Origin of the sequence: Clostridium sp., assembly GCF_036781005.1 — a bacterium.
Taxonomy (GTDB): Bacteria; Bacillota; Clostridia; order Clostridiales; family Clostridiaceae; genus Clostridium_B.
In genome coordinates, this window is sequence record NZ_DAIQBT010000023.1 from 26323 (window position 1) to 49019 (window position 22697).

Here is a 22697-nt window from a genome sequence, read left to right on the forward strand (position 1 = left end):
ATATAATTATTATGTAAATTATAAAATATATCCTAGTACTATTATTAATAATGAAAATAATAGTAAAAATTTTAGAGGAGTTGATATATACTCATGAGTGATTTAATAAACAAAATTGATAAAATTAGTATATTTTTTATAGTTTATACCATACTCTTTTTAATATTTTTTAATACTCTTGATTACACTCTACCTTTTGTTCTGGCTCTTTTATGTGCATTAATACTTAGAAGACCTACAATTTTTATTTCACAAAAATTAAAAATTAAAAATAGCATTGCATCTTTAATTACAACTGTATTATTTTTTACAATAATAATAACTTTATTGGTTCTTGGAATAACCACTATAAGTCAAGAAGCTATACAATTTGGTAAAAATACTCAAATATATATTTCTAAAAACTCAACAGATATATATAACTCATTTTATAAATTACAAAAATATTATAATAATTTGGATCCTTATATAATAAATACCTTAGAAAAAAACTTTACAAATTTTGTTACCAAAACATCAAATATAGTAGTAGATTTATCCAGTAAACTAGTATCTTATATAATAAATTTAATAGCTACAATACCATATATATTAATGGTAGTACTTTTTACTTTATTAACTACATATTTTTTTACAAAGGATATAAGTTCCTCCAAAATAAATATGCAAAATTTAATACCAAATGACAAAACAGATAAATTATTAAGAATATATTCTGAGGCTAAAAAAATGTTAGGTAATTATTTACTTTCCTACATGATTATAATTTCATTTACATTTTTAGAAACCATAATAGTATTTTTAATTTTTAAAGTTAAATATGCCGTAATATTAAGTATAATATGTGCTATAGCAGATTTACTTCCTATCCTTGGGATTGGAACCATATATATACCTATAGCTTTTATTTACTTAATAGTATTTAAAAATTATGTTACATTTATAGGACTGCTTATATGCTATATATTAGTCTCTATAATAAGACAAATTATTGAACCTAAGATAGTCTCATCTTCTTTGGGAATACATCCTGTAGCAGTTCTTGCAGCATTGTTTATAGGATTAAAAGCAAATGGTCTATCTGGAATGATATTTTGTATATTTCTAGTGGTATTTTTTAATATATTTAGAAAACTTGATATGCTCTAAATTTTATAACAAAATATATGAACTTGTAGTATAAAAAACCTCTATGTGGTAAAGATTCTAATATAGGAGGTTTTTTATGATTAAAAAATTAATAATAGATCCCGCAGCCAAAAATTCAATATACACTTTAAGAGATAATATTAGTAATGAAATATTTCCTATAGTCAAATCCAAAAGAACTATAGTAATATTATGTATAGGAACAGACAGATCTACCGGAGACAGTTTAGGTCCCATAGTAGGAGATAAGTTAAAATTTCTAGTAAGAAATAGAGTTGCACTATATGGAAATCTTCAATATCCAGTACACGCTAAAAATATTTCCAACATAATAAATGAAATAAACTCTAAATATAATGATCCTTTCACAATAGCAATTGATGCCTGTTTAGGCAATATTCAAAATGTAGGTAAAATAATATTAGAATCCAAACCTCTTCACCCTGGTTCTGCCATGAATAAGTCACTTCCAAAAGTGGGCGATTTAAGTATAACAGGCATTGTAAACATATGTGGTGCAATGGAATTTATGGTCTTGCAAAATACAAGATTATTTACTGTTATGCAATTGGCAGATATAATTTCAAAGGGCGTATATCATTCCATATTAAAGACTATTGGTGGAAGAAATAATACTAATTTTATCCAAAACGTGGAAGCTTAATGCATCTTTTAAATAAACAATCTTTGATTTATTTATTAATAAAATTAGATGATTATATTAACCCTTTAAAAAAATAAAAAAACTCCTTATAAATTTACAAGTATTTCAAGGAGTTTTTTATTTAATAACTACTATACTCTTTTATTTATACAATCTTCTAAAACTTGTTGTTCTTCTTGAGATAGACCATATCTGGACAGGCCCTTATCTATAGGCTTAGCATAAGTTGTACTTTCATCTCTTCCATATATTCCTGTAATTATTACCCCATCATTTTTTTCATCTAGTAGTGCTATTGAAAAACTCAAATCACTTCCTACATCTTCAAAGGCCCTATATCTTATAACAGCTATTTTTTGTATACAACAGCTCACTTTAGAATTTAAACTATTATATAGTTCCTTTATATTTTCATATTGATTTTTCACATCGTCTATGCTATCTAAATATCCAATAATAAATTCTTCTAAATTTTTATTATTAGATCCCCTCATAAATTTTCTATATCTTTTCTCTAAGCCATTCAAAGATTTTAAAATTACTATATTCATAATAAATAATATTATTATAATTATAATTAATCCAATTATAATGTATATGTGTAATCCATTTATTAGTTTAACGATATTTTGCATATTTTTCTCCTTTCATAGGAATTAAAAATGAATGGTTCTTAATTTATTTAACAATATACCCCTTATATATATGAAAAGAATTTTTGTTTAAAAATGTTTCATGTGAAACATTTTTAAACAAATTAGATTTTTAATATATCTAATATTCTCTGTAAATCCTCCTGAGAATAATATTCTATTTCTATTTTACCTTTATTTTTCTTATCCATTAATGAAACCTTTGTACCAAATAAATTTTCTAACTTGTCTTTTATGTCTAAATAATAAATATTCTGTTCTCTAATCTCGCTCTGCGGTGGTTTTTTATGTAAATTGAAATTTTTAATAAGTTTTTCCACAGCTCTAACAGTAAGATTTTTATCTATAATAGTTCTAGCTAACTTGTATTGTAAATCATTACTTACTAAACCTAATAAAGCTCTTCCATGTCCTTCAGTAATGGCTCCATCTATAAGATAATTTTGAACCCTATCATCTAAATTTAAAAGCCTTATACAATTAGTAATCTTAGTCCTGGATTTTCCAATCTTATTACTTAATTCTTCTTGAGTTAAATTCAAATCAGTAACCAATTTTTTATAGGCTAGAGCTTCTTCTATAGGATTTAAATCCTGTCTTTGTATATTTTCTATTAAAGAAACTTCCAAAATCTCATTATCTGACAAGTTCATTATAATTACAGGTATTTCTTTTATATTAGCCAACTTGGCAGCTCTCCATCTTCTCTCTCCTACAATTATACCGTATATGTTATCTTCAATTTTATTAACCACAAGAGGTTGTATTATACCATACTCTTTTATTGATTGAGAAAGTTCCAATATCTTATCCTCATCAAACTTTTTTCTGGGCTGATTTTTATTTGCAACTATAAAATCAATATTAATATACTTAATGTCTTTTTGATTTTCTTCTTCAATATCAAAAGTATTTTCAGGTATTAGTGCCCTGAGGCCCTTTCCCAATCCAGATTTCTTATTCAAAATACATTCACTCCTTTTGCTTATGTAAAAATTCTTTAGTCAATCCCTCATAAGCTTCAGCACCTTTACACTTATCATCATAAAGCACTATAGGTAGTCCAAAACTAGGAGCTTCCGCCAGTCTTATATTCCTAGGTATAGTGGTATCATAAACTTTATCTTTAAAATATTTCTTCACTTCTAAAACAACTTGATTTGATAAATTAGTCCTAGTATCACACATACTCATAATTACTCCTTCAATTTTTAAATTAGTATTCAGTGATTCCTTAACTAATTTAACTGTATTCATCAATTGTCCCACGCCTTCTAATGCATAAAATTCACATTGAATTGGAATAAGCACACTGTCTGATGCAGTGAGTGCATTTATAATTAACAATCCTAGAGATGGTGGACAATCTATAAATACGAAATCAAACTCCTGTTTCAAATTTTTCAGCTTATTTTTTAATATTTTTTCTCTATTCTTCTTACTTATTAATTCTATTTCACATCCAGCCAACTCCATTATTGAAGGAATTATATAGAAATTATCTATAAGCTCACAGGGTACTATTGCTTCATTTATATTAACCCTTGAGGTCAAAACATCATATATAGAAATCTCTACATTTCTCTTATCAAAACCTAATCCACTAGTAGTATTACCTTGAGGATCAATATCTATATTTAATATTTTATATCCTTGCATAGCTAAGTATGCACTTAAATTAATACAAGTAGTAGTTTTGTAGGGTAGGAACCCAACGTCTTACTATAATTAAATTACAGCAGATTTTTGAGAACCCCCCTCCGAACCGAACGTACACCTTTCAATGTATTCGGCTCTCCAGTTATTTATATTAAAAGATAAATCTATATCAAGTTCTTCTTAGTTATACCAATCTACTTCCCAATTATATCATTTATATTATAAAGAGGTTTATTTCTCTTTTTTAAAGACTCATTAAAATAAGTTACAGTTTTTATTCCATTTTCTGTGTTATAACTAACTCCTACAATCTTTTTATCCTTTTCTTTAGATACTATTCCATATCTATTTAATACTTGTTTAACTGATATTTGTTCTTTTCTTGCCAAAGTCTTTACTAAACTTAAATAATGATAAAATTTAAATTTTCTAATCTTTATATTTACATCTGATGCTAAAGAATAATAATTATATAACTCTATAATTTCTCTATTGTAAAGAGAAATTATCTTAAATATAGGTAAGTTAATTCTAGAACTATTGTGTATTGATTTTCCATTCAGCATAAGAGGCTTAATTCTTTTTCTTATTACATCAGCCGGTATTAATAATTGTATTATCCCACTATCTCTTTTTTCTTCATGCTTACAATTTTTATTGTCATTATAATTACATTTTAACTTAGCTATTTCATATCCTAAAAATCTTGCCCTCCGCTTATTTAAATCAATCATAAAAATTTCTTTTTCAGTGACTTTTATATTTAACTTATCTTGCAAAAAACTTATTACATCACTTACCATATATTCAGACAAATCTCTATTTTCAAAAGTAAAAATTATAAAATTATCTAAATAACGTGTATATTCTGCTTGTCTAAATTCTTCATTCATATATTTATCAAATTTATATAAATATATATTAATCAATATGCTAGCTAAACTTTTCCTATGGGATATCTCTGACAATGTATCACAATCTTTTTTTTCTTTCATATATCCTGCCACAAGAAACTTATAGATAAGATTTATAAAACGTCCATCAGATATTTTTTCACCTAAAAGCTCTATAAGAAAATCATAATTTATATTGTAAAAATAATTTTCTATATTACCCCTTATGACCCATCTAGAACCACCACAAGTGGACTTTATCTTGTAAAGAGCATTATGACAATTTTTATTGGGTATAAATCCATGAGAATTAATACTAAAATCAATATTATATATAGCTTGAAGAATTTCCACAATTATTTGCTGTATTAAATTATCATATAGAGTTTTTGTTTTCCAATGTTTTTTATTTCCCTTATCTGTTTTTTTTAATGGCTCAGGATAATAGCTTTCATTTTTTAATTTTTTAATTACTTCATAAGTACTTTCAATACTGAATTTATGTACCTCTTCTTCAATGGTATATCTTATATTTTCATTAGAATACACTTGAGAATATGCCCTTAAATAAAAATCTATATTAAATAAATATCTATATATTCTCTGAAATCTATAATTGGGATTTTTATTAGATTTATCTTTTAATATTGCCAATATTAATTCAGCTTTTTGCATTTCGCATACCTCCTTAATCAGACAATAAAAATAACCTTCCTTCCTTCGCCATGTAATAGGCTTTCCCTATCCCGGACTACTATGAAGGTTCCGTAGTCATAATGAATGCTTAAAATATTTCACCTTAGACTATCTCCGTTTAGATTAATAAAAGCGATAACATGACTTAGGTCTTCCTTTCGTTTCTTGTACATCTTATAGGAGATGTGGGGAATATCTACAACGTTAATAAAACGCAGGTAAAATTTTATCTTTAAATATTCCGTTTACGTATTCAAATGGTCTTCGTAAACCCCGGCAGTTAGAGCTAAGAAACTAGAATTCAAGCAATCCAGCCTTGACCTTATCACATCCTAACCTTGCATATCAGCATCTTAACCATTTTTAGAAACTATATGCTTTAATAGACATGCTATTGTCCCTTTGATGTTTCCATCCTTAGGTAAGTCTATTGGTTAACAAGGTATCGTTGTAACCTTGGTTGTATTAAACAACATTCTCTTATAACCCATTACGGACGCACACCTACTCCGCCTTTTTGATTAAATATGGATATTATTTTCATTTAAATTCCCCCTTTCTAGGTTTTCTATTCTTAATTATATATTTTTATTTATAATAATAAAAGAGTTTTTAATATAAATTCTTTTATTTATAGCAAAATACATATAAAATTTATAATTTTATCCATTAATTTATATACTAAAAAAACTAAAAAAATAGCAGTATTACTGCTTGTAAAATTATAACAAAATTAGTAACATATAAATTAAAGCAAAATGTTTCACGTGAAACATTTTGCTTTTTGAAATTTATAAATTTCAATTAATATTATATATTCCTTCATTAAAAAAGTATATTATATACTTTATATCTAAAGCTCCATCTACATTAATGGATTTTTAGATAAGATACCTGCTTTTCTGGGGTATTTGTCAGGGGTGTGTTTTACTTTTTTCATTACTACCAAATTATGATTGAATTCATTATCTTCAATTTTTATTATATCTTGAATTTTGCCTCCTAAAATATTAACTGCATTTCTACTTTCTTTAATTTCATTTTCAACAGAAGGTCCCTTCATTGCTATGAAATATCCTCCTATTTTTACATAAGGAATACACAATTCACTTAAAACCGTTAAATTAGCTACGGCCCTTGATACCACAGCATCACTATTCTCTCTGTATTCTATTTTTCTTGCAAAATCCTCTGCTCTTCCATGTATACATTTTATATTATCCAATTTAATATTTAAAACCAGTTGATTTAAAAAATTTATTCTTTTGTTTAAAGAATCCAATAGTACGAGCTTTACTTCCGGTCTAATTATTTTTATAGGTATGCCTGGAAATCCTGCACCAGTTCCCACATCAATAATACTTTTAACACTTTTTAAAGGGGAAAATTTAAATATATTAATACTATCTATAAAATGCTTCTTAATTATATCCTGATCATCTATTATCGCAGTAAGATTTATCTTTTCATTCCATAACTTGAGCATATCCTTATATTTAATAAATTTATCGTACTTTTCCTGATTAAAATCTAATTCTAAATCTTTACATACAGTATCCATACTCACAAAATAATTCATAATATTTTCTCCAAAATCATTATTTTATAAAAGTTTTTCTCTACGTCTTTTTTCTAAATGAACCAGTAAAACAGAAATATCTGCTGGTGAAACTCCTGAAATTCTAGAAGCTTGCCCTATACTTATAGGCCGTATTTTCTTTAATTTTTGATTTGCCTCTATTCTCAATCCTTTCACTTCACCATAATCTATGTTTTCAGGTATAAATTTGTTTTCAAATTTTTTAAACTGTTGAACTTGTTCTAACTGTTTTCTTATATATCCTTCATATTTTGAAATGATATTTACTTCTTCTTGAACATCTTCACTTAATTCAGGTCTATCTGTATCAAGCAACTGAAGTTTAAAATAATCAAGCTCCGGTCTTTTTATTAATTCATAAAGACTTATACTTTTTTTTAATCCAGAGGAATTCAATGAATTTAAGAATTCAATTACTTCTTTCTTAGGTGTTATATACAGATTTTTTATTCTCTTTATTTCAGTTTCTACACTATTCTTTCTTTTTAAATATTTATCATATCTTTCTTTAGTTACTAACCCTATTTTATATCCCATCTCTGTAAGTCTCAAATCAGCATTATCTTGCCTAAGTATAAGCCTGTATTCAGCACGAGATGTCATCATTCTATATGGTTCTTCTGTTCCTTTTGTAACTAAATCATCTATTAAAACTCCTATATAGGCATCTGATCTTTTTAAAATAAAGGGTTCTTTTCCCAGAACTTTAAGTGCTGCATTGATACCTGCAATTATACCCTGAGATGCTGCTTCCTCATATCCAGAGCTTCCATTTAACTGTCCAGCTCCAAATAATCCTTCAATTTTCTTAAATTCTAAAGTAAGCTTTAATTGTAGTGGATTTATACAATCATATTCAATAGCATATCCCGTTCTCAACAATTCTACATTTTCAAGTCCTATTATAGTTCTATACATGGCTATTTGAACATCTTCAGGCATTGATGTAGACGCACCATCCACATACAGCTCATTTGTATCCTCCCCTTCAGGTTCAATAAATATTTGGTGATTTTCCTTATCTGGAAATCTAACTATCTTATCCTCAATAGAAGGACAATATCTTGGTCCTACTGATTTAATAGAGCCATTAAAAAGTGGCGATCTATTTATATTCTCTCTTATAACTTTTGTAGTATTCTCTGTAGTATATGTCAAATAACAAGACACCTGTTCTTTGTCTAAATTCTTACTCATAAAAGAAAAAGGAATTATTTTCTTATCACCCGACTGTTCTATCATTTTAGAAAAATCTACACTACGTCTATTTACCCTTGCCGGTGTGCCTGTCTTAAATCTTCTAAGCTCTATCCCTAAATCTAATAAACTCTGTGAAAGATCATTGGCTGGCATAAATCCATTTGGTCCCGAACTATAACTTGTATCACCTATAATTATCTTACCTTTTAAATAGGTCCCTGTGGATAAAACAATAGTTTTTGTCTCAAAATATGCTCCATTCTTTGTTAAAGCTCCACAAACCTTACCTTCATTGTCAATTCTTATACCTATCACTTCTAACTGTCTTAAATCCAAATTATACTGTCCTTCAAGTACACTTTTCATTCTTCCTGAATAATTTCTCTTGTCCGCCTGTGCTCTCAGTGAATGCACAGCAGGTCCCTTAGAAGTATTAAGCATTCTTGACTGTATAAAAGTAGCATCAATATTTATACCCATTTCTCCTCCTAAAGCATCTATCTCCCTTACCAAATGACCTTTAGCTGTTCCCCCTATATTGGGATTACATGGCATAAAACCTATGCTATCTAAATTCATGGTACATATTAAAGTTTTACAACCCATTCTAGCCGCAGCAAGTGCTGCTTCGCATCCTGCATGGCCTGCGCCTACAACTATTACATCATATCTTCCTGAAAAATACTCCAATTCTAATTACCTACTTTCCTAAACAAAATTGTGAAAATATTTTATCTATTATATCCTCTTCTAAAGTATCACCAGTTATTTTTCCTAAACTAACCCATGCATTTTTTATATCTATAGATGCTAAATCTATAGATAAAGTACTTTTTAACGTTTTTAACGCTTCAACACAACTCTCTCTGGCTCTGATTAATCCTTCTTTATGTCTGGTATTAGTTATAAATAAATCTTCTGACTTAATTTCTCCTTTAAAAAATAATTCTTTAATGCAGTTTTTAATTTCATCCAGACCTTCTCCATTTTTAATGGAAGTTTTTATTATGAATCTTGAATTTAAATTACAAATATTATTTAAACCTATTTTATCACCTATATCAATTTTATTTAATAGAATAATATATTTTCTATGATTTACATAATCTATTATTTCTTTATCTTCTTCATCTAATTCCTTACTTGAATCCATCATTAATATAACCAAATCTGATTCATCTATTTTTTCTTTAGATTTCTCCACACCTATTTTTTCTACCACATCATCAGTTTTTCTTATACCAGCTGTATCAATTATTTTTACAGGAATTCCTCCTATATTCATGTACTCTTCTATAACATCTCTAGTGGTGCCAGGTATATTTGTAACTATGGCCTTATTTTCTTCAATTAAAGAATTCAGTAAAGATGATTTCCCTACATTGGGTTTTCCAATAATTGCTACATTTAAACCCTCTCTAACTATCTTGCCTTCCTCTGCATTACTTAATATATAATTTATTTTATGCAATATTTTATTTAACTTTAAAATAACCTCCTCTGAAGTCACCTCTTCTAAATCTTCTTCTGGATAATTTACAGTAACTTCTATATGTGCAATTATCTCTAGAAGTTCCTCTCTTAATAAATTAATTTCTTTAGAAATTTTACCTTGTGATTGCTGCAAGGCTGACTTCACTGAAATGTTACTTTTTGCTTTAATTATGTCAATTACCGCTTCTGCCTGACTTAAATCAATCCTTCCATTTAAAAATGCCCTTTTGGTAAATTCACCAGGTTCTGCAAGTCTGGCACCTGCTTTAATAACTTCTTCTATTACCCTTCTTGTAGCTAATATTCCACCATGACAATTTATCTCTACCACATCCTCTGCAGTATAGCTTTTAGGTCCTTTCATAAAACTTACAAGTACTTCATCTAATATTTCACCAGTGTCTATCTCTATTATAAAGCCATATCTCATAGAATAGGATTTTATATCTAACAAACTTCTATTATTTTTTCCTCTAAATATGCTATTAACTATACTAAGAGAATTTTCTCCTGAAATTCTTACAATAGATATGCCTCCTTCTCCTAAAACAGTAGCAATAGCTGTTATTGTATCAATTTCTAACATAATTTTAATTTCCTCCAAATAAAATTATATAACTTTTACAGATTTAAAAAAAGAAAGCCTTTTAGGCTTTCTTAAAATCTACTACAACTCTTCTAAAAGGTTCTTGACCTTCACTATAGGTATTTACATAAAAATCATTTTGAAGAGAAGAATGAATTATTCTTCTCTCATAAGGATTCATCGGTTCTAATTTCACAGTTCTACCTGTCCTTCTAACCTTTTCAGCAACTTTTTTTGCAAGTCTTTTTAAGGTTTCTTCTCTTTTTAATCTATAATTTTCTGTATCCAAAATAACTCTTTTATATTCTATATCATGATTTTTATTCACCACAAGACTTACAAGATATTGAATAGCATCTAATGTTTCTCCCCTATAACCTATGAGTATTCCCATATCAGAACCCGTTAAATATATTTTTATAACATTATTATTCTCTTTAATTTGTACTTTAGCTTCTACTTTAATACAATGTAGAATATTTTTTAAAAATATATTTGCTTCTTTTATATAATCCCTTTTTACTTTAACCCTTATCTTAGCAGGTCTAACCCCTATAAAGTTTAAAAAACCTTTATTTCCTGAATCTAATATTTCAACTTCCACTTTATCTCTTTCCACATTTAATTCTAGTAATGCATTTTTAATTGCTTCATCAACAGTTTTTCCAGCAACCTCTATAATCTTCATAATAAGCAGCCACCCCCCTAACCTTTACTATGACTAGTGTTCTTCTTAGTTCCAATCCTCTTTATAACTAAAGTTTGTGCTATTTGAATCAAATTACTAACAACCCAATACAGTACCAATGCAGATTTAAATCCCAAACTCATAAATATCATAAATCCGGACATTCCTATATTCATTGTTTGTGTCTGTTTGGCTGTCTGTTCACTATTATTTGAAGACATCATAAAATATGTAGATAAATAAGTAGTTATTCCAGATAAAATAGCAAGGAATATGTCTCTTTTAGCCAAATCACTTATCCATAAAAAACTAATCCCATTTATTCCAGATAAATTATTAAAAACATAGTAGAGGGCAATTAAAATAGGCCATTGAATAAGAAGTGGTAAACATCCACTGAAAGGACTAGCACCTTTTTCTTTGTATAATTTCATCATTTCTTGTTGAGCTCTTTGTGGATCTTTTTTATATTTTTCTTGCAACTTTTTAACTTCCGGCTGAATTTCATTCATTATAAGTGAAGACTTTAACTGTTTTACACCTAATGGGAGTATTATGATCCTAATTATTATAGTCATCAAAATTATTGCTATACCATAAGATACATTTTGATTAGGTATAAGTAAAGTCACATTACGATGTAAAAACTCAAAAAACTGAACAAAAGCATTATTTAGATATTGCAAAACATTACTCCTCCTGAAATTTATTTAACTGGGTCATATCCACCAGCGCAAAATGGATTACACCTCAATATTCTCTTTATAGACATAAATCCACCTTTTATAATACCATATTTTTGTAAAGCTTCCAATGCATATTGTGAACAAGTAGGATAAAATCTACAACTGGGTATTTTTAAAAGGGAAATGTACTTCCTATATATTTTAATTAAAAAAATCAAAAACTTTTTCATTTATATAAACCCGCTTTTCTAATTAAATTTTTTACAGAATTATTTATCTCTACGTAGCTTTTTCCACTAGATGCCTTTCTAGCTATAAATACTAAATCGTATCCATTTTCAACTTTTATACAACTGCTATTCAATCTAACACTTTCCTTAATCAACCTTTTAATTCTATTTCTAACAACACTTTTACCTACTTTTTTACTTACCGATACACCTAATCTATTTATACTTTTTTTATTTATATATAAATACACTACTAACAAATTATTAGAAAAAGACTTTCCTCTTTTATACACAGCTCTGAATTCTGCATTTTTTTTTAATCTATAAAAATCCATCTGTCTTTGCTCCTTTTTTCTGCTTGCAGAAAAAGGCCACAAAAGCGGCCTTATGCTGTTAATCTTTTTCTACCTTTTTGTCTTCTTCTCTTAATAACATTTCTTCCTGATAGAGTTCTCATTCTTTTTCTAAAGCCATGCTCTCTTTTTCTTTGTTTCTTTTTTGGCTGATAAGTCATCCACATAATCCACACAACTCCTTTCTTTAAGTTTAATAATATTTATTTAACATTATAAAATTCAATTTAAAACTGAACATTAAAAATAGAAATCCAGCTTTTTAAATACACTTATCTATAAAATACTAAATCCATCCTAAAGTTTTACTATTAAATTATATATTCACTAAGTTACAATGTCAATACAAATTAAAAAGTATAAAATTTAATAAAAAAGTTCACATATCAACATTTTTATTTATTTTTGTGGATAACTTATTGAATAGGTAGTTATGTTTTGATATTATATTATAGGGACTTGTGGATAACTTTACGATTTAAATTATTTATCCACACTTGTGGATAAATATGTGTATAACTTAATAATTTATGTGTATAACTTATTTCTATATATGCATTATTGCCCAATTTATCTAGTATTATTCACTGTAGATAATGTTGATATCTATTTTGTTAAAAATGTGGATAACTTTTTTTTATTTAAAAATATCCACATTTTCATCCACATGTGAATATTTTTATCCACATGTGTCAAAGAAATATAATATACCTATAATTTTCTGTGGATATATTGTTAATTATTTTTATAAGACTGGAGGATACAAAATGAATACCCATCTAAAAGAAATATGGGAACAATGTTTAAACATAATAAAAGGTGAGACTACTGAAGTAAGCTTTAACACGTGGATCAAAAGTATTACTCCTATATCTATTGAAAATGATACATTTATGCTAACTGTACCAAATGATCTTACAAAAGGTATACTAAGCAATAAATATACTGATTTAATAATTAGAGCGCTTCAAATGGTTACTTCAAAAAAATACAATGTTAAATTTTTAATTTCATCTGAATTACCTGGAGAATTTTTAACTTTAGATACTGTAAACGAACAAAATATAAAAAGCTCAATAATAGTAACAGATGAAATGTCAGCTATGTTAAATCCAAAATACACTTTTACCTCATTTGTTATAGGCAATAGTAACAGATTTGCCCATGCAGCCTCTCTTGCTGTTGCGGAATCACCAGCAAAAGCATATAATCCTTTGTTTATATATGGAGGAGTAGGTTTAGGTAAAACCCATCTAATGCATGCTATAGGACACCATATATTAAATAATAACACCAGCTGCAAAGTAGTATATGTTTCTTCTGAAAAGTTTACTAATGAACTAATAAATTCTATAAAAGATGATAAAAATGTTGAATTCAGAAATAAATATAGAAATATAGACGTTTTACTTATAGATGATATTCAATTTATAGCTGGTAAAGAAAGAACTCAAGAAGAATTTTTTCATACTTTTAATGCGCTATATGAAGCCAACAAACAAATAATTTTATCAAGTGACAGACCTCCAAAGGAAATACCTACACTAGAGGATAGACTTAGATCTAGGTTTGAATGGGGTCTTATAGCTGATATTCAACCCCCTGATTTTGAAACAAGAATGGCTATATTAAAAAAGAAAGCTGATGTTGAAAAATTAAATATTCCAAACGAAGTAATGGCATACATAGCAACAAAAATCAAATCAAATATAAGAGAACTAGAAGGGGCTTTAATACGAATAGTCGCCTTTTCATCACTTACAAATAAAGAAGTAAGTGTTGATTTGGCAATAGAAGCTCTTAAGGATATAATATCAAGTGGACAATCAAAACAAGTTACAATAGAATTAATACAAGATGTGGTATCTAACTATTATAATTTGAAAGTATCTGATTTTAAATCATCAAGGAGAACTAGAAATGTAGCTTTTCCAAGACAAATAGCTATGTATCTGTGTAGAAAACTTACAGATATGTCTCTGCCTAAAATAGGGGAAGAATTCGGTGGAAGAGATCATACAACTGTAATACATGCTTATGAAAAGATATCTAATAATTTAAAAAAGGATGAAAGCCTTAAAAATGCTGTAAATGATTTAACTAAAAGATTAGCCCAGGAATAGTTATCAACATATATTGTGGATAACTTCATTAATATTTAATTAAAAAGATATTACAATTATTATTTTTTTAATAATGTGGATAATGTGGATAATATAAATTTTATCCACATACTTATCCACACTTATTTTTTATTCTTTTTTTAGTGATACCAACGTTTTATCAACATTTTTAAGACTTATTAACATATCCACAGTCCCTACTACTACTACTACTATAGATAATTATCTATCTATACTAAAATACTATCAATAAAAGAGGAGGTATTTAAATGAAATTTTTATGTACAAAAAATAAATTACAAGAATCCATATTTACAGTTCAAAAAGCAATAACTGGTAGATCCAGTATGCCTGTATTAAATGGTATACTTTTAGAGGCCTATAAAGATACAGTAAAATTAACAGGATCAGATATAGATTTAAGTATAATAACAACTATACAAACAGAAGTAAAAGAAGAAGGGGCTGTGGTAATTGATTCTAGAATATTTGGGGATATTATAAGAAAATTACCAAATGATAATATATATATATCCACAACTGAGAATAACTCTGTAGAAATATTATGTCAAAAATCAAAATTTAATATTATTCATATGAATGCAGAAGATTTTCCTGAAATACCTAATATAAATGAAAATATATTCTTCTCTATACCACAAAGTACCTTGAAAAATATGATAAAAAGTACGATATTTGCTACAGCACAAGATGAAGCAAGACCTATACTTACAGGCATTTTATTTGAAATTAAAAATAAAAAATTAAATTTAGTAGCTCTAGATGGATATAGGTTAGCTTTAAAATCTGAATTTTTAGATAATGAAAATGTAATAAATGCTGTTATTCCTGGAAAAACATTAAATGAAGTCTCAAAAATTTTAAGTGATGATAATGAAAATGTAAATATAACCTTTACTCCTAATCATATATTATTTAATTTAATAAATACAAAAGTCATATCTAGACTTTTGCAAGGAGAATTTATAAAATATAATTCTATAATTCCAGAAGAATACAGTCTTAAGGTAATAGCTAGAAAAAGTGAATTATTAAATTGTATTGAAAGAGCTTCATTGATGGCGAAAGACAGTAATACAAATTTAATAAAACTAAAGATAGAACAAAATAATATGATTATAACCTCTAATTCCCAAATAGGAATGGTTAGAGAAGAACTAAATATAATACTAGAAGGAGATGCACTTCAAATTGCATTTAATTCCAAATACCTTATAGATGTACTTAAAATAATGGAAGATGAGGAAATTATAATGGAATTTTCAGGAAGTGTAAGTCCTTGTATTATAAAAAATAGCAAAAAAGATAATTGTATTTATTTGGTGCTCCCGGTGAGACTATCAAATAATTAAAAATAAATAAATTGGAGATAATGTAAAATGAATGAAATTAAAATCAATACAGATATGATAAAGTTAGATTCTTTTTTAAAGTGGTGTGGAGCAGTTTCCCAAGGATCTGAAGCTAAAATATTTATAAAAGATGGAGTGGTAAAAGTTAACGGGGAAGTAGAAACAAGGAGGGGGAGAAAGCTATTTAAAGATGATGTAGTTGAATTTGGAGTAAATACTTACAAAATTGTGTAGCTTATTATATTATAAACATTAAGAATTTATTATTAATTGTCAATTATACATTTGTGATATAATTATAAATAGGTGTTTTTAATGTATATAAAATATTTAAAACTAATTAATTTTAGAAATTATAAGGAACTAGATATAGAATTTGATAAAAATATAAATGTATTCATAGGAGATAATGCACAGGGAAAAACAAACATATTGGAAAGTATGTATTATTGCAGTATAGGTAAGTCATCTAGAACAAATAAAGATAAGGAATTAATAAATTGGGATAGTAAAGAGTCATATATAAAAGTACACATATTAAGAAAGTCTTTTGACAAAAAAATAGAAGTAAAGATATTTAAAGAAGGTAAAAAAGGAATAAATATAAACTCTATAAAAGTGAGTAAGTTATCTGAACTTATGGGAATCCTTAATGTAGTTATGTTTTCACCAGAAGACTTAAAAATAATAAAGGAATCTCCTGTCTACAGAAGAAAATTTTTAGATATTGAGCTTTGTAAATTCAGTAAAAAGTATTATTATAGTCTGGTTCAATATAATAAAGTGTTAACTGCAAGGAATATTATTCTTAAAAGTTGGAATAAAGGGAATTATGTAGATATTCTTCAAGTATATGATAAACAATTAGCTAAATATGGAGCCATTGTAGTAAAACTTAGAAATAAATATTTAAAAAAACTTAATGAAAAAGGAAAAATTATTCACAGTGATATAACTTCTGGAATTGAAAATATAGAATTCAAGTATATGACATGTTTGTTAAATTTTGACAATATAGAAGATGATTTATTTAAAATTCTAGAATATAACAGAAAAAAAGATATATATAAAGGTAGTACACTCTATGGACCCCATAGAGATGATTTTATTGTAAATATAAATGGGATTAACGTCAGAAATTTTGGTTCTCAAGGACAGCAAAGAACTTCAATATTAACAATGAAATTTGCTTCTCTTGAGATAATAAAAGAAATCATAGGAGAATATCCTGTGTTGCTTTTGGATGATGTTTTATCTGAATTAGATAAGAATAGGCAAAAATATATATTAAGTTCTATAAAGGAAATACAAACATTTATAACTTGTACTGGGATTGATGATATAAAAAAATATGTAATAGATAAAGCTCAACTATTTATTGTAAAAAGAGGTAAAGTTAATAAAATTTAATTTTGAAAGGAGATTGTTTATGTTTCTGCACCTAGGCGAAAATATAGTTGTTCCAATAAAAGATGTAATTGGTATATTCAATGTTGAAACTTCAACGTATAGTTCTGATACAACTCAATTTTTAAGGATGGCTGAAGAAGATGGATTCATACAAAAAATCACAAATGATAAGCCTAAATCTTTTATTATTGCAGAAGTAAATAAAAAAAGTAAAATTTACTTGTCACCTATATCTTCATCTACATTGACTAAGAGATCGGAAATTCTATATTATGAACTTTAAGATAAGGAGGATAGGTATGCCACAGGAAAAAAAACAAACTTATGATGAAAATCAAATACAGATACTAGAAGGATTAGAAGCTGTTAGAAAAAGACCGGGTATGTATATTGGAAGTACCAGCTTAAGGGGACTTCATCATTTAGTGTATGAAATAGTAGATAACAGTATAGATGAAGCATTAGCTGGATACTGTGACAAAATAGACGTTGTTATACATGAGGATAACTCTGTAACAGTTACAGATAATGGAAGAGGTATGCCAGTGGGTATACATCATAAAATTAAAAAACCTGCAGTAGAAGTAATAATGACAATATTACATGCAGGTGGAAAATTTGGAGGCGGTGGTTATAAAGTTTCAGGTGGTCTTCATGGAGTTGGTGCATCAGTAGTAAATGCTTTATCTGAAATTTGCGAAGTTGAAGTAAAAAGAGAAAAACATATATGGAAACAAGTATTTAAAAGAGGTAAGGTAGCTACAGGATTAGAAATAGTAGGAGATAGTGAGGATCATGGAACAAAAATATATTTCAAGCCAGATAAGGAAATATTTGATGAGGTAGACTTTGATTACGATATTCTTTCTCAAAGACTTAGGGAATTAGCATTTCTTAATAAGGGTATAGCTATAACTCTAGAGGATGAAAGAAGTGGTAAAGAGGAATTATTTCACTATGAAGGAGGAATAAAATCTTTTGTAGCCTACCTAAATAGAAATAAACAAATAATTCATAAAGATCCGATATATGTAGAAGGAATTAAAGGTGATTACTCTGTGGAGATTGCTTTTCAATACAATAATGGATATTCTGAAAATATTTTTTCATTTGCAAATAATATAGATACAATAGAGGGTGGAACTCATTTAATGGGATTTAAGGCCGCATTAACAAGGGTTTTTAACGATTATGCAAAAAAATTCAATATATTAAAAGAAAATGATAAAAATTTATCAGGAGAAGATATAAGAGAAGGTATTACTGCAGTTATATCCGTAAAGCTTGTAGATCCTCAATTTGAAGGGCAGACTAAAACAAAGCTTGGAAACAGCGAAGTTAGAGGAATAGTTGACAATATAATGTCAGAGTCCTTAAGTGATTTTTTACAAGAGAATCCTCAAGTTGCGAAAACCATAATTGATAAATCACTAATTGCATCACGTGCTAGAGAAGCAGCCAGAAAGGCAAGAGAACTTACAAGACGTAAAACTGTGCTTGAGAATACATCTCTTCCAGGAAAGCTTGCAGATTGCTCATCTAAAGATCCGTCTGAATGTGAGATATATCTGGTTGAGGGAGATTCTGCAGGTGGCTCAGCTAAACAGGGTAGAGATAGGAGATTTCAAGCTATACTTCCTTTGAGAGGAAAAATAATGAATGTAGAGAAGCAAAGGCTTGATAAAATACTGGGATATGAAGAAATAAGAGCTATGATAACGGCGTTTGGAGCAGGAATAGGAAAAGATTTTGATATTAGCAAGATAAGGTATAACAAAATAATAATAATGACAGATGCAGATGTAGATGGAGCACATATAAGAACATTATTACTTACTTTTTTTTATAGGTATATGAAAGAACTTGTTGAAAAATGTCATGTATATATTGCTCAACCCCCTCTGTATAAAGTATCTAAAAGTAAAAAAGACCATTATGCTTACTCCGATAAAGAATTGGAAATATTACTTGATGAAATAGGAGGAAAAAATAGTAATGTAAATATACAAAGGTATAAAGGACTTGGGGAAATGGATTCTGAACAACTCTGGGATACTACAATGAATCCAGAAACAAGAACTTTAATACAAGTTAATGTAGAAGATACAATGGTTGCAGATGAAATTTTCACTATACTTATGGGTGATAAAGTAGAACCTCGTAAAGATTTTATAATAGAAAATGCTAAGAAAGTTGTCAACTTAGACATATAGTAGAGAGGTGTAATTGATGTTTAATGAAGGAAAAATTTTACCAATAGACATAAGTCAGGAGATGAAAAAAAGTTATATAGATTATGCAATGAGCGTTATCGTCAGTCGTGCACTTCCAGATGTACGTGATGGATTAAAGCCAGTTCATAGAAGGATATTGTATTCTATGTATGAACTTGGAATCACTCCTGAAAAAGGTTATAGAAAATGTGCCAGAATTGTAGGAGATGTTTTAGGTAAATATCATCCACACGGAGATTCATCTGTTTATGATGCTCTTGTCAGAATGGCTCAGGACTTCTCTATCAGATATACCTTAGTTGATGGCCATGGTAATTTTGGCTCTGTGGATGGGGATAGTGCTGCAGCTATGAGATACACAGAAGCTAAAATGGATAAAATAACTGTTGAAATGTTAAGGGGGATAAATAAAAATACAGTGGATTTTATTCCTAATTTCGATGGTGAGGAAAAAGAACCAGTGGTTTTGCCTTCGCGATTTCCAAATTTGCTTGTAAATGGTTCTGCAGGAATAGCGGTAGGTATGGCTACTAATATACCTCCACATAATCTTGTGGAAGTTATAAATGGAGTCATAATGATAATAGATAATCCAGATGTTACCGTATATGAGCTTATGACATCTATAAAAGGACCTGATTTTCCAACATCAGGAATAATAGTTGGTACATCTGGTATAAAAAGTGCTTACGAAACTGGAAGAGGAAAGATAATAGTAAGAGCTAAAACTGAGATTCAAGAAGAAAAAGGAAAAAACAGAATAGTAATAACTGAGATACCTTATCAGGTAAATAAATCTAAGCTTATAGAAAATATGGCAGATCTGGTTAAAAATAAAAGAGTAGATGGTATATCAGATATTAGAGATGAGTCAGATAGAGATGGAATGAGAATTGTTGTAGAATTGAAAAGGGATGCCAATGCTAATATAACTTTGAATCAATTATATAAACATACAAGGATGCAGGATACTTTTGGAGTTATAATGCTCACACTTGTGGATAATGAACCTAAAGTTTTAAATTTAAAAGAAATGCTTGTATATTATTTGAAATTTCAAGAAGAAATTTTGACTAGAAGAACTCAATTTGAACTGGATAAGGCAGAAGCAAGGGCTCATATTCTAGAAGGATTAAGAATAGCATTGGATTACATTGATGAAGTAATAAATCTTATAAGGTCATCTAAGACTACAGAGATTGCACGAAATGGGTTAATAGATAGATTTAATCTTTCTGAAAAACAGTCACAGGCTATTTTGGATATGAAACTTCAAAGACTTACGGGACTTGAAAGAGAAAAAATTGAGGCAGAGTATAATGAACTAATGGATGTAATAAAACATCTTAAGGAAATATTAGAGGATAAATCAATCCTATTAAATATGATTAAAAATGAATTAATTGAAATAAGAGATAAATACGGTGATGAAAGAAAAACTGAAATACAGATGAGCGATGATGATATAAACATTGAAGATCTTATCGAAGAAGAGGAAGTAGTTATAACTTTAACGCATGCAGGATACATAAAGAGAATTTCTGCAGATACCTATTCTTCACAAAGGAGAGGTGGAAAGGGAATACAAGCCATGACTACAAGGGAAGATGATTTTGTGGAACATATATTTATCACTTCCACTCATAGTCATATCTTGTTTTTCACAAATAAAGGAAAAGTTTATAAATTAAAAGGCTATGAAATTCCTGATGCAGGTAGAACAGCTAAAGGGACTAATCTGGTTAATTTATTACCTTTAGATGGAGATGAACGAATTCAAGCGGTTATATCTTTTAAAGAAATTGATGGCGATAATTATTTTATAATGGCCACCAAACAGGGATTAGTTAAAAAAACTAAAATAAATCAATATGCATCTATAAGAAAAAATGGATTGAATTCTATAAATTTAAGAGATGGAGATGAACTTATAGGTGTTAAAATGACTACGGGTAGTAGTGAAGTGTTGATTTTTACTAAAAATGGGTATGCCATAAGATTTAATGAAAAAGACGTAAGGGCCACTGGAAGAAATACTACAGGAGTTAAAGCCATAACTTTGAGAAAACAAGATATTGCTGTTGCTATGGATATTGCAAGTAATGGTGAAGATATTTTGGTAGTTAGTGAAAATGGATTTGGAAAAAGAACTCCAATAACTGAATATACTATTCATAAGAGAGGTGGAAAAGGAATTATAACCTATAAATCTACAGAAAAGACAGGCTTAATAGTAGGTGCTAGAGTTGTAAAAGATGAGGATGAGATGATGATGATAAATAGTAGTAATGTAGCTATAAGGCTCAATGTGTCTGATATTTCCACTACTAGTAGAAATGCTATGGGAGTAACTCTTATGCGTACAGAAGAAGAGCAAAAAGTGGTAGCTATAGCTAAAATAAATTGTACCGAATAACAGATTTAGTTTTTTCAGATTGTTTAGTTTATTTAAAGGCTGTGTTAGCTAATATTCTATCTCATTTAAAGTTGCAAATGATAAAAAGTGACGCATATGTATAAGATATTCAAGGTTCAGATGGAGATAAGTATTTCTCTATAGCAAACTCCAACTGAACCTGTGTATTAGTTAACCTGAGTTCGAAAAAAATAAAATACAATTTTGTGTAAATATAGATATGGAAAATCTAAAAAATAATTTAACTACAAATGAAGAAATAATTTAACATTTATTTACATTTAAAGTGATATTGTGACTAAGCTAAATAAGGATGTTTGTCCAATTTCAAAGAAGGCTTTTTAGGAAGATAACCTTTGTCCCCGAATAATTTCCCGTAAAGTTCTTTTGAGAGTTGTTCTATTACCTCTATATTCCTGTCATCTACATTTCCAAATGTCAGATAGAAAAAAAGAATTTCATCCCTGTCACTTATGACAAGATGAAGTTTGAAGCCATAAAACCACCCTGTTGAATTCTTTCTCCTTTCTGGAATTTCCCTTGAAAACCTTGTGGGAATGTATTCTCCTGTTATGACATACATCTAAAGT

The 22697-nt window shown here is 28.1% G+C and carries 20 protein-coding genes and 2 pseudogenes; 9 read left to right on the forward strand and 13 right to left on the reverse strand.

Annotated features, from left to right (window positions below):
• Positions 1–93 precede the first annotated feature (93 nt).
• Together ytvI and yyaC are read left to right on the forward strand one after the other, a co-directional pair.
• Complete coding sequence (ytvI, locus tag V7Q02_RS10420; RefSeq protein WP_333860952.1) at positions 94–1149, forward strand: sporulation integral membrane protein YtvI; 1056 nt, start codon at positions 94–96, stop codon at positions 1147–1149.
• Positions 1150–1225: 76 nt separating this feature from the next.
• Positions 1226–1813 (forward strand): spore protease YyaC, encoded by a 588-nt coding sequence (gene yyaC, locus V7Q02_RS10425; RefSeq protein WP_333860953.1) that lies wholly within the window; start codon positions 1226–1228, stop codon positions 1811–1813.
• A gap of 131 nt (positions 1814–1944) precedes the next feature.
• On the opposite strand, the gene V7Q02_RS10430 is transcribed toward yyaC, so the two are convergent.
• The 12 genes and pseudogenes from V7Q02_RS10430 to rpmH all read right to left on the reverse strand — a co-directional run bounded on the left by V7Q02_RS10430 (position 1945) and on the right by rpmH (position 12718).
• Positions 1945–2448, reverse strand: a complete 504-nt coding sequence (locus tag V7Q02_RS10430; protein ID WP_333860954.1) for a DUF4446 family protein — start codon at positions 2446–2448, stop codon at positions 1945–1947.
• 122 nt (positions 2449–2570) lie between these two features.
• Positions 2571–3431 (reverse strand): ParB/RepB/Spo0J family partition protein, encoded by an 861-nt coding sequence (locus V7Q02_RS10435; RefSeq protein WP_333860955.1) that lies wholly within the window; start codon positions 3429–3431, stop codon positions 2571–2573.
• A 7-nt stretch (positions 3432–3438) separates the two neighbouring features.
• Positions 3439–4164 (reverse strand): annotated as a pseudogene (locus V7Q02_RS10440) (ParA family protein); the annotation flags it as partial.
• A 155-nt stretch (positions 4165–4319) separates the two neighbouring features.
• Positions 4320–5693 (reverse strand): reverse transcriptase/maturase family protein, encoded by a 1374-nt coding sequence (locus tag V7Q02_RS10445; RefSeq protein WP_333860956.1) that lies wholly within the window; start codon positions 5691–5693, stop codon positions 4320–4322.
• Positions 5694–6579: 886 nt separating this feature from the next.
• Positions 6580–7293, reverse strand: a complete 714-nt coding sequence (gene rsmG / locus V7Q02_RS10450) for a 16S rRNA (guanine(527)-N(7))-methyltransferase RsmG (protein ID WP_333860957.1) — start codon at positions 7291–7293, stop codon at positions 6580–6582.
• Positions 7294–7317: 24 nt separating this feature from the next.
• Positions 7318–9204, reverse strand: a complete 1887-nt coding sequence (gene mnmG / locus V7Q02_RS10455; RefSeq protein WP_333860958.1) for a tRNA uridine-5-carboxymethylaminomethyl(34) synthesis enzyme MnmG — start codon at positions 9202–9204, stop codon at positions 7318–7320.
• A 10-nt stretch (positions 9205–9214) separates the two neighbouring features.
• Positions 9215–10594 (reverse strand): tRNA uridine-5-carboxymethylaminomethyl(34) synthesis GTPase MnmE, encoded by a 1380-nt coding sequence (gene mnmE, locus V7Q02_RS10460; protein ID WP_333860959.1) that lies wholly within the window; start codon positions 10592–10594, stop codon positions 9215–9217.
• A 61-nt stretch (positions 10595–10655) separates the two neighbouring features.
• Complete coding sequence (gene jag / locus V7Q02_RS10465; protein ID WP_333860960.1) at positions 10656–11282, reverse strand: RNA-binding cell elongation regulator Jag/EloR; 627 nt, start codon at positions 11280–11282, stop codon at positions 10656–10658.
• Between the two features lie 17 nt (positions 11283–11299).
• Positions 11300–11968, reverse strand: a complete 669-nt coding sequence (locus V7Q02_RS10470) for a membrane protein insertase YidC (protein ID WP_333860961.1) — start codon at positions 11966–11968, stop codon at positions 11300–11302.
• A 20-nt stretch (positions 11969–11988) separates the two neighbouring features.
• Positions 11989–12198, reverse strand: coding sequence for a membrane protein insertion efficiency factor YidD (gene yidD / locus V7Q02_RS10475; RefSeq protein WP_333860962.1), 210 nt, complete (start codon positions 12196–12198; stop codon positions 11989–11991).
• Complete coding sequence (rnpA, locus tag V7Q02_RS10480) at positions 12195–12533, reverse strand: ribonuclease P protein component (RefSeq protein ID WP_333860963.1); 339 nt, start codon at positions 12531–12533, stop codon at positions 12195–12197. Before rnpA ends, yidD begins: the two co-directional genes overlap by 4 nt.
• Positions 12534–12583: 50 nt before the next feature.
• The gene (gene rpmH / locus V7Q02_RS10485) at positions 12584–12718 is read right to left on the reverse strand and encodes a 50S ribosomal protein L34 (RefSeq protein ID WP_012104240.1); all 135 of its coding nucleotides are present in this window, start codon (positions 12716–12718) and stop codon (positions 12584–12586) included.
• Between the two features lie 600 nt (positions 12719–13318).
• Between rpmH and dnaA the strand changes: the two genes are divergently transcribed.
• The 7 genes from dnaA (at position 13319) to gyrA (ending at position 22107) form a co-directional block, all read left to right on the forward strand.
• Positions 13319–14674, forward strand: coding sequence for a chromosomal replication initiator protein DnaA (gene dnaA, locus V7Q02_RS10490; RefSeq protein ID WP_333860964.1), 1356 nt, complete (start codon positions 13319–13321; stop codon positions 14672–14674).
• Positions 14675–14943: 269 nt separating this feature from the next.
• On the forward strand, positions 14944–16047 hold the full coding sequence (gene dnaN / locus V7Q02_RS10495; protein ID WP_333860965.1) for a DNA polymerase III subunit beta: 1104 nt from the start codon (positions 14944–14946) through the stop codon (positions 16045–16047).
• Between the two features lie 27 nt (positions 16048–16074).
• Positions 16075–16281, forward strand: coding sequence for a S4 domain-containing protein YaaA (yaaA, locus tag V7Q02_RS10500; RefSeq protein ID WP_333860966.1), 207 nt, complete (start codon positions 16075–16077; stop codon positions 16279–16281).
• An 81-nt stretch (positions 16282–16362) separates the two neighbouring features.
• Positions 16363–17457: a DNA replication/repair protein RecF gene (gene recF / locus V7Q02_RS10505; RefSeq protein WP_333860967.1), complete on the forward strand. Its 1095-nt coding sequence runs from the start codon at positions 16363–16365 to the stop codon at positions 17455–17457.
• Positions 17458–17476: 19 nt separating this feature from the next.
• Positions 17477–17740, forward strand: a complete 264-nt coding sequence (remB, locus tag V7Q02_RS10510) for an extracellular matrix regulator RemB (RefSeq protein WP_011988618.1) — start codon at positions 17477–17479, stop codon at positions 17738–17740.
• Between the two features lie 16 nt (positions 17741–17756).
• Positions 17757–19670, forward strand: a complete 1914-nt coding sequence (gene gyrB, locus V7Q02_RS10515; protein WP_333860968.1) for a DNA topoisomerase (ATP-hydrolyzing) subunit B — start codon at positions 17757–17759, stop codon at positions 19668–19670.
• A gap of 16 nt (positions 19671–19686) precedes the next feature.
• Complete coding sequence (gene gyrA, locus V7Q02_RS10520) at positions 19687–22107, forward strand: DNA gyrase subunit A (RefSeq protein ID WP_333860969.1); 2421 nt, start codon at positions 19687–19689, stop codon at positions 22105–22107.
• Between the two features lie 337 nt (positions 22108–22444).
• Here the strand turns inward: gyrA and V7Q02_RS10525 are convergent.
• Positions 22445–22697 (reverse strand): annotated as a pseudogene (locus V7Q02_RS10525) (transposase); the annotation flags it as partial.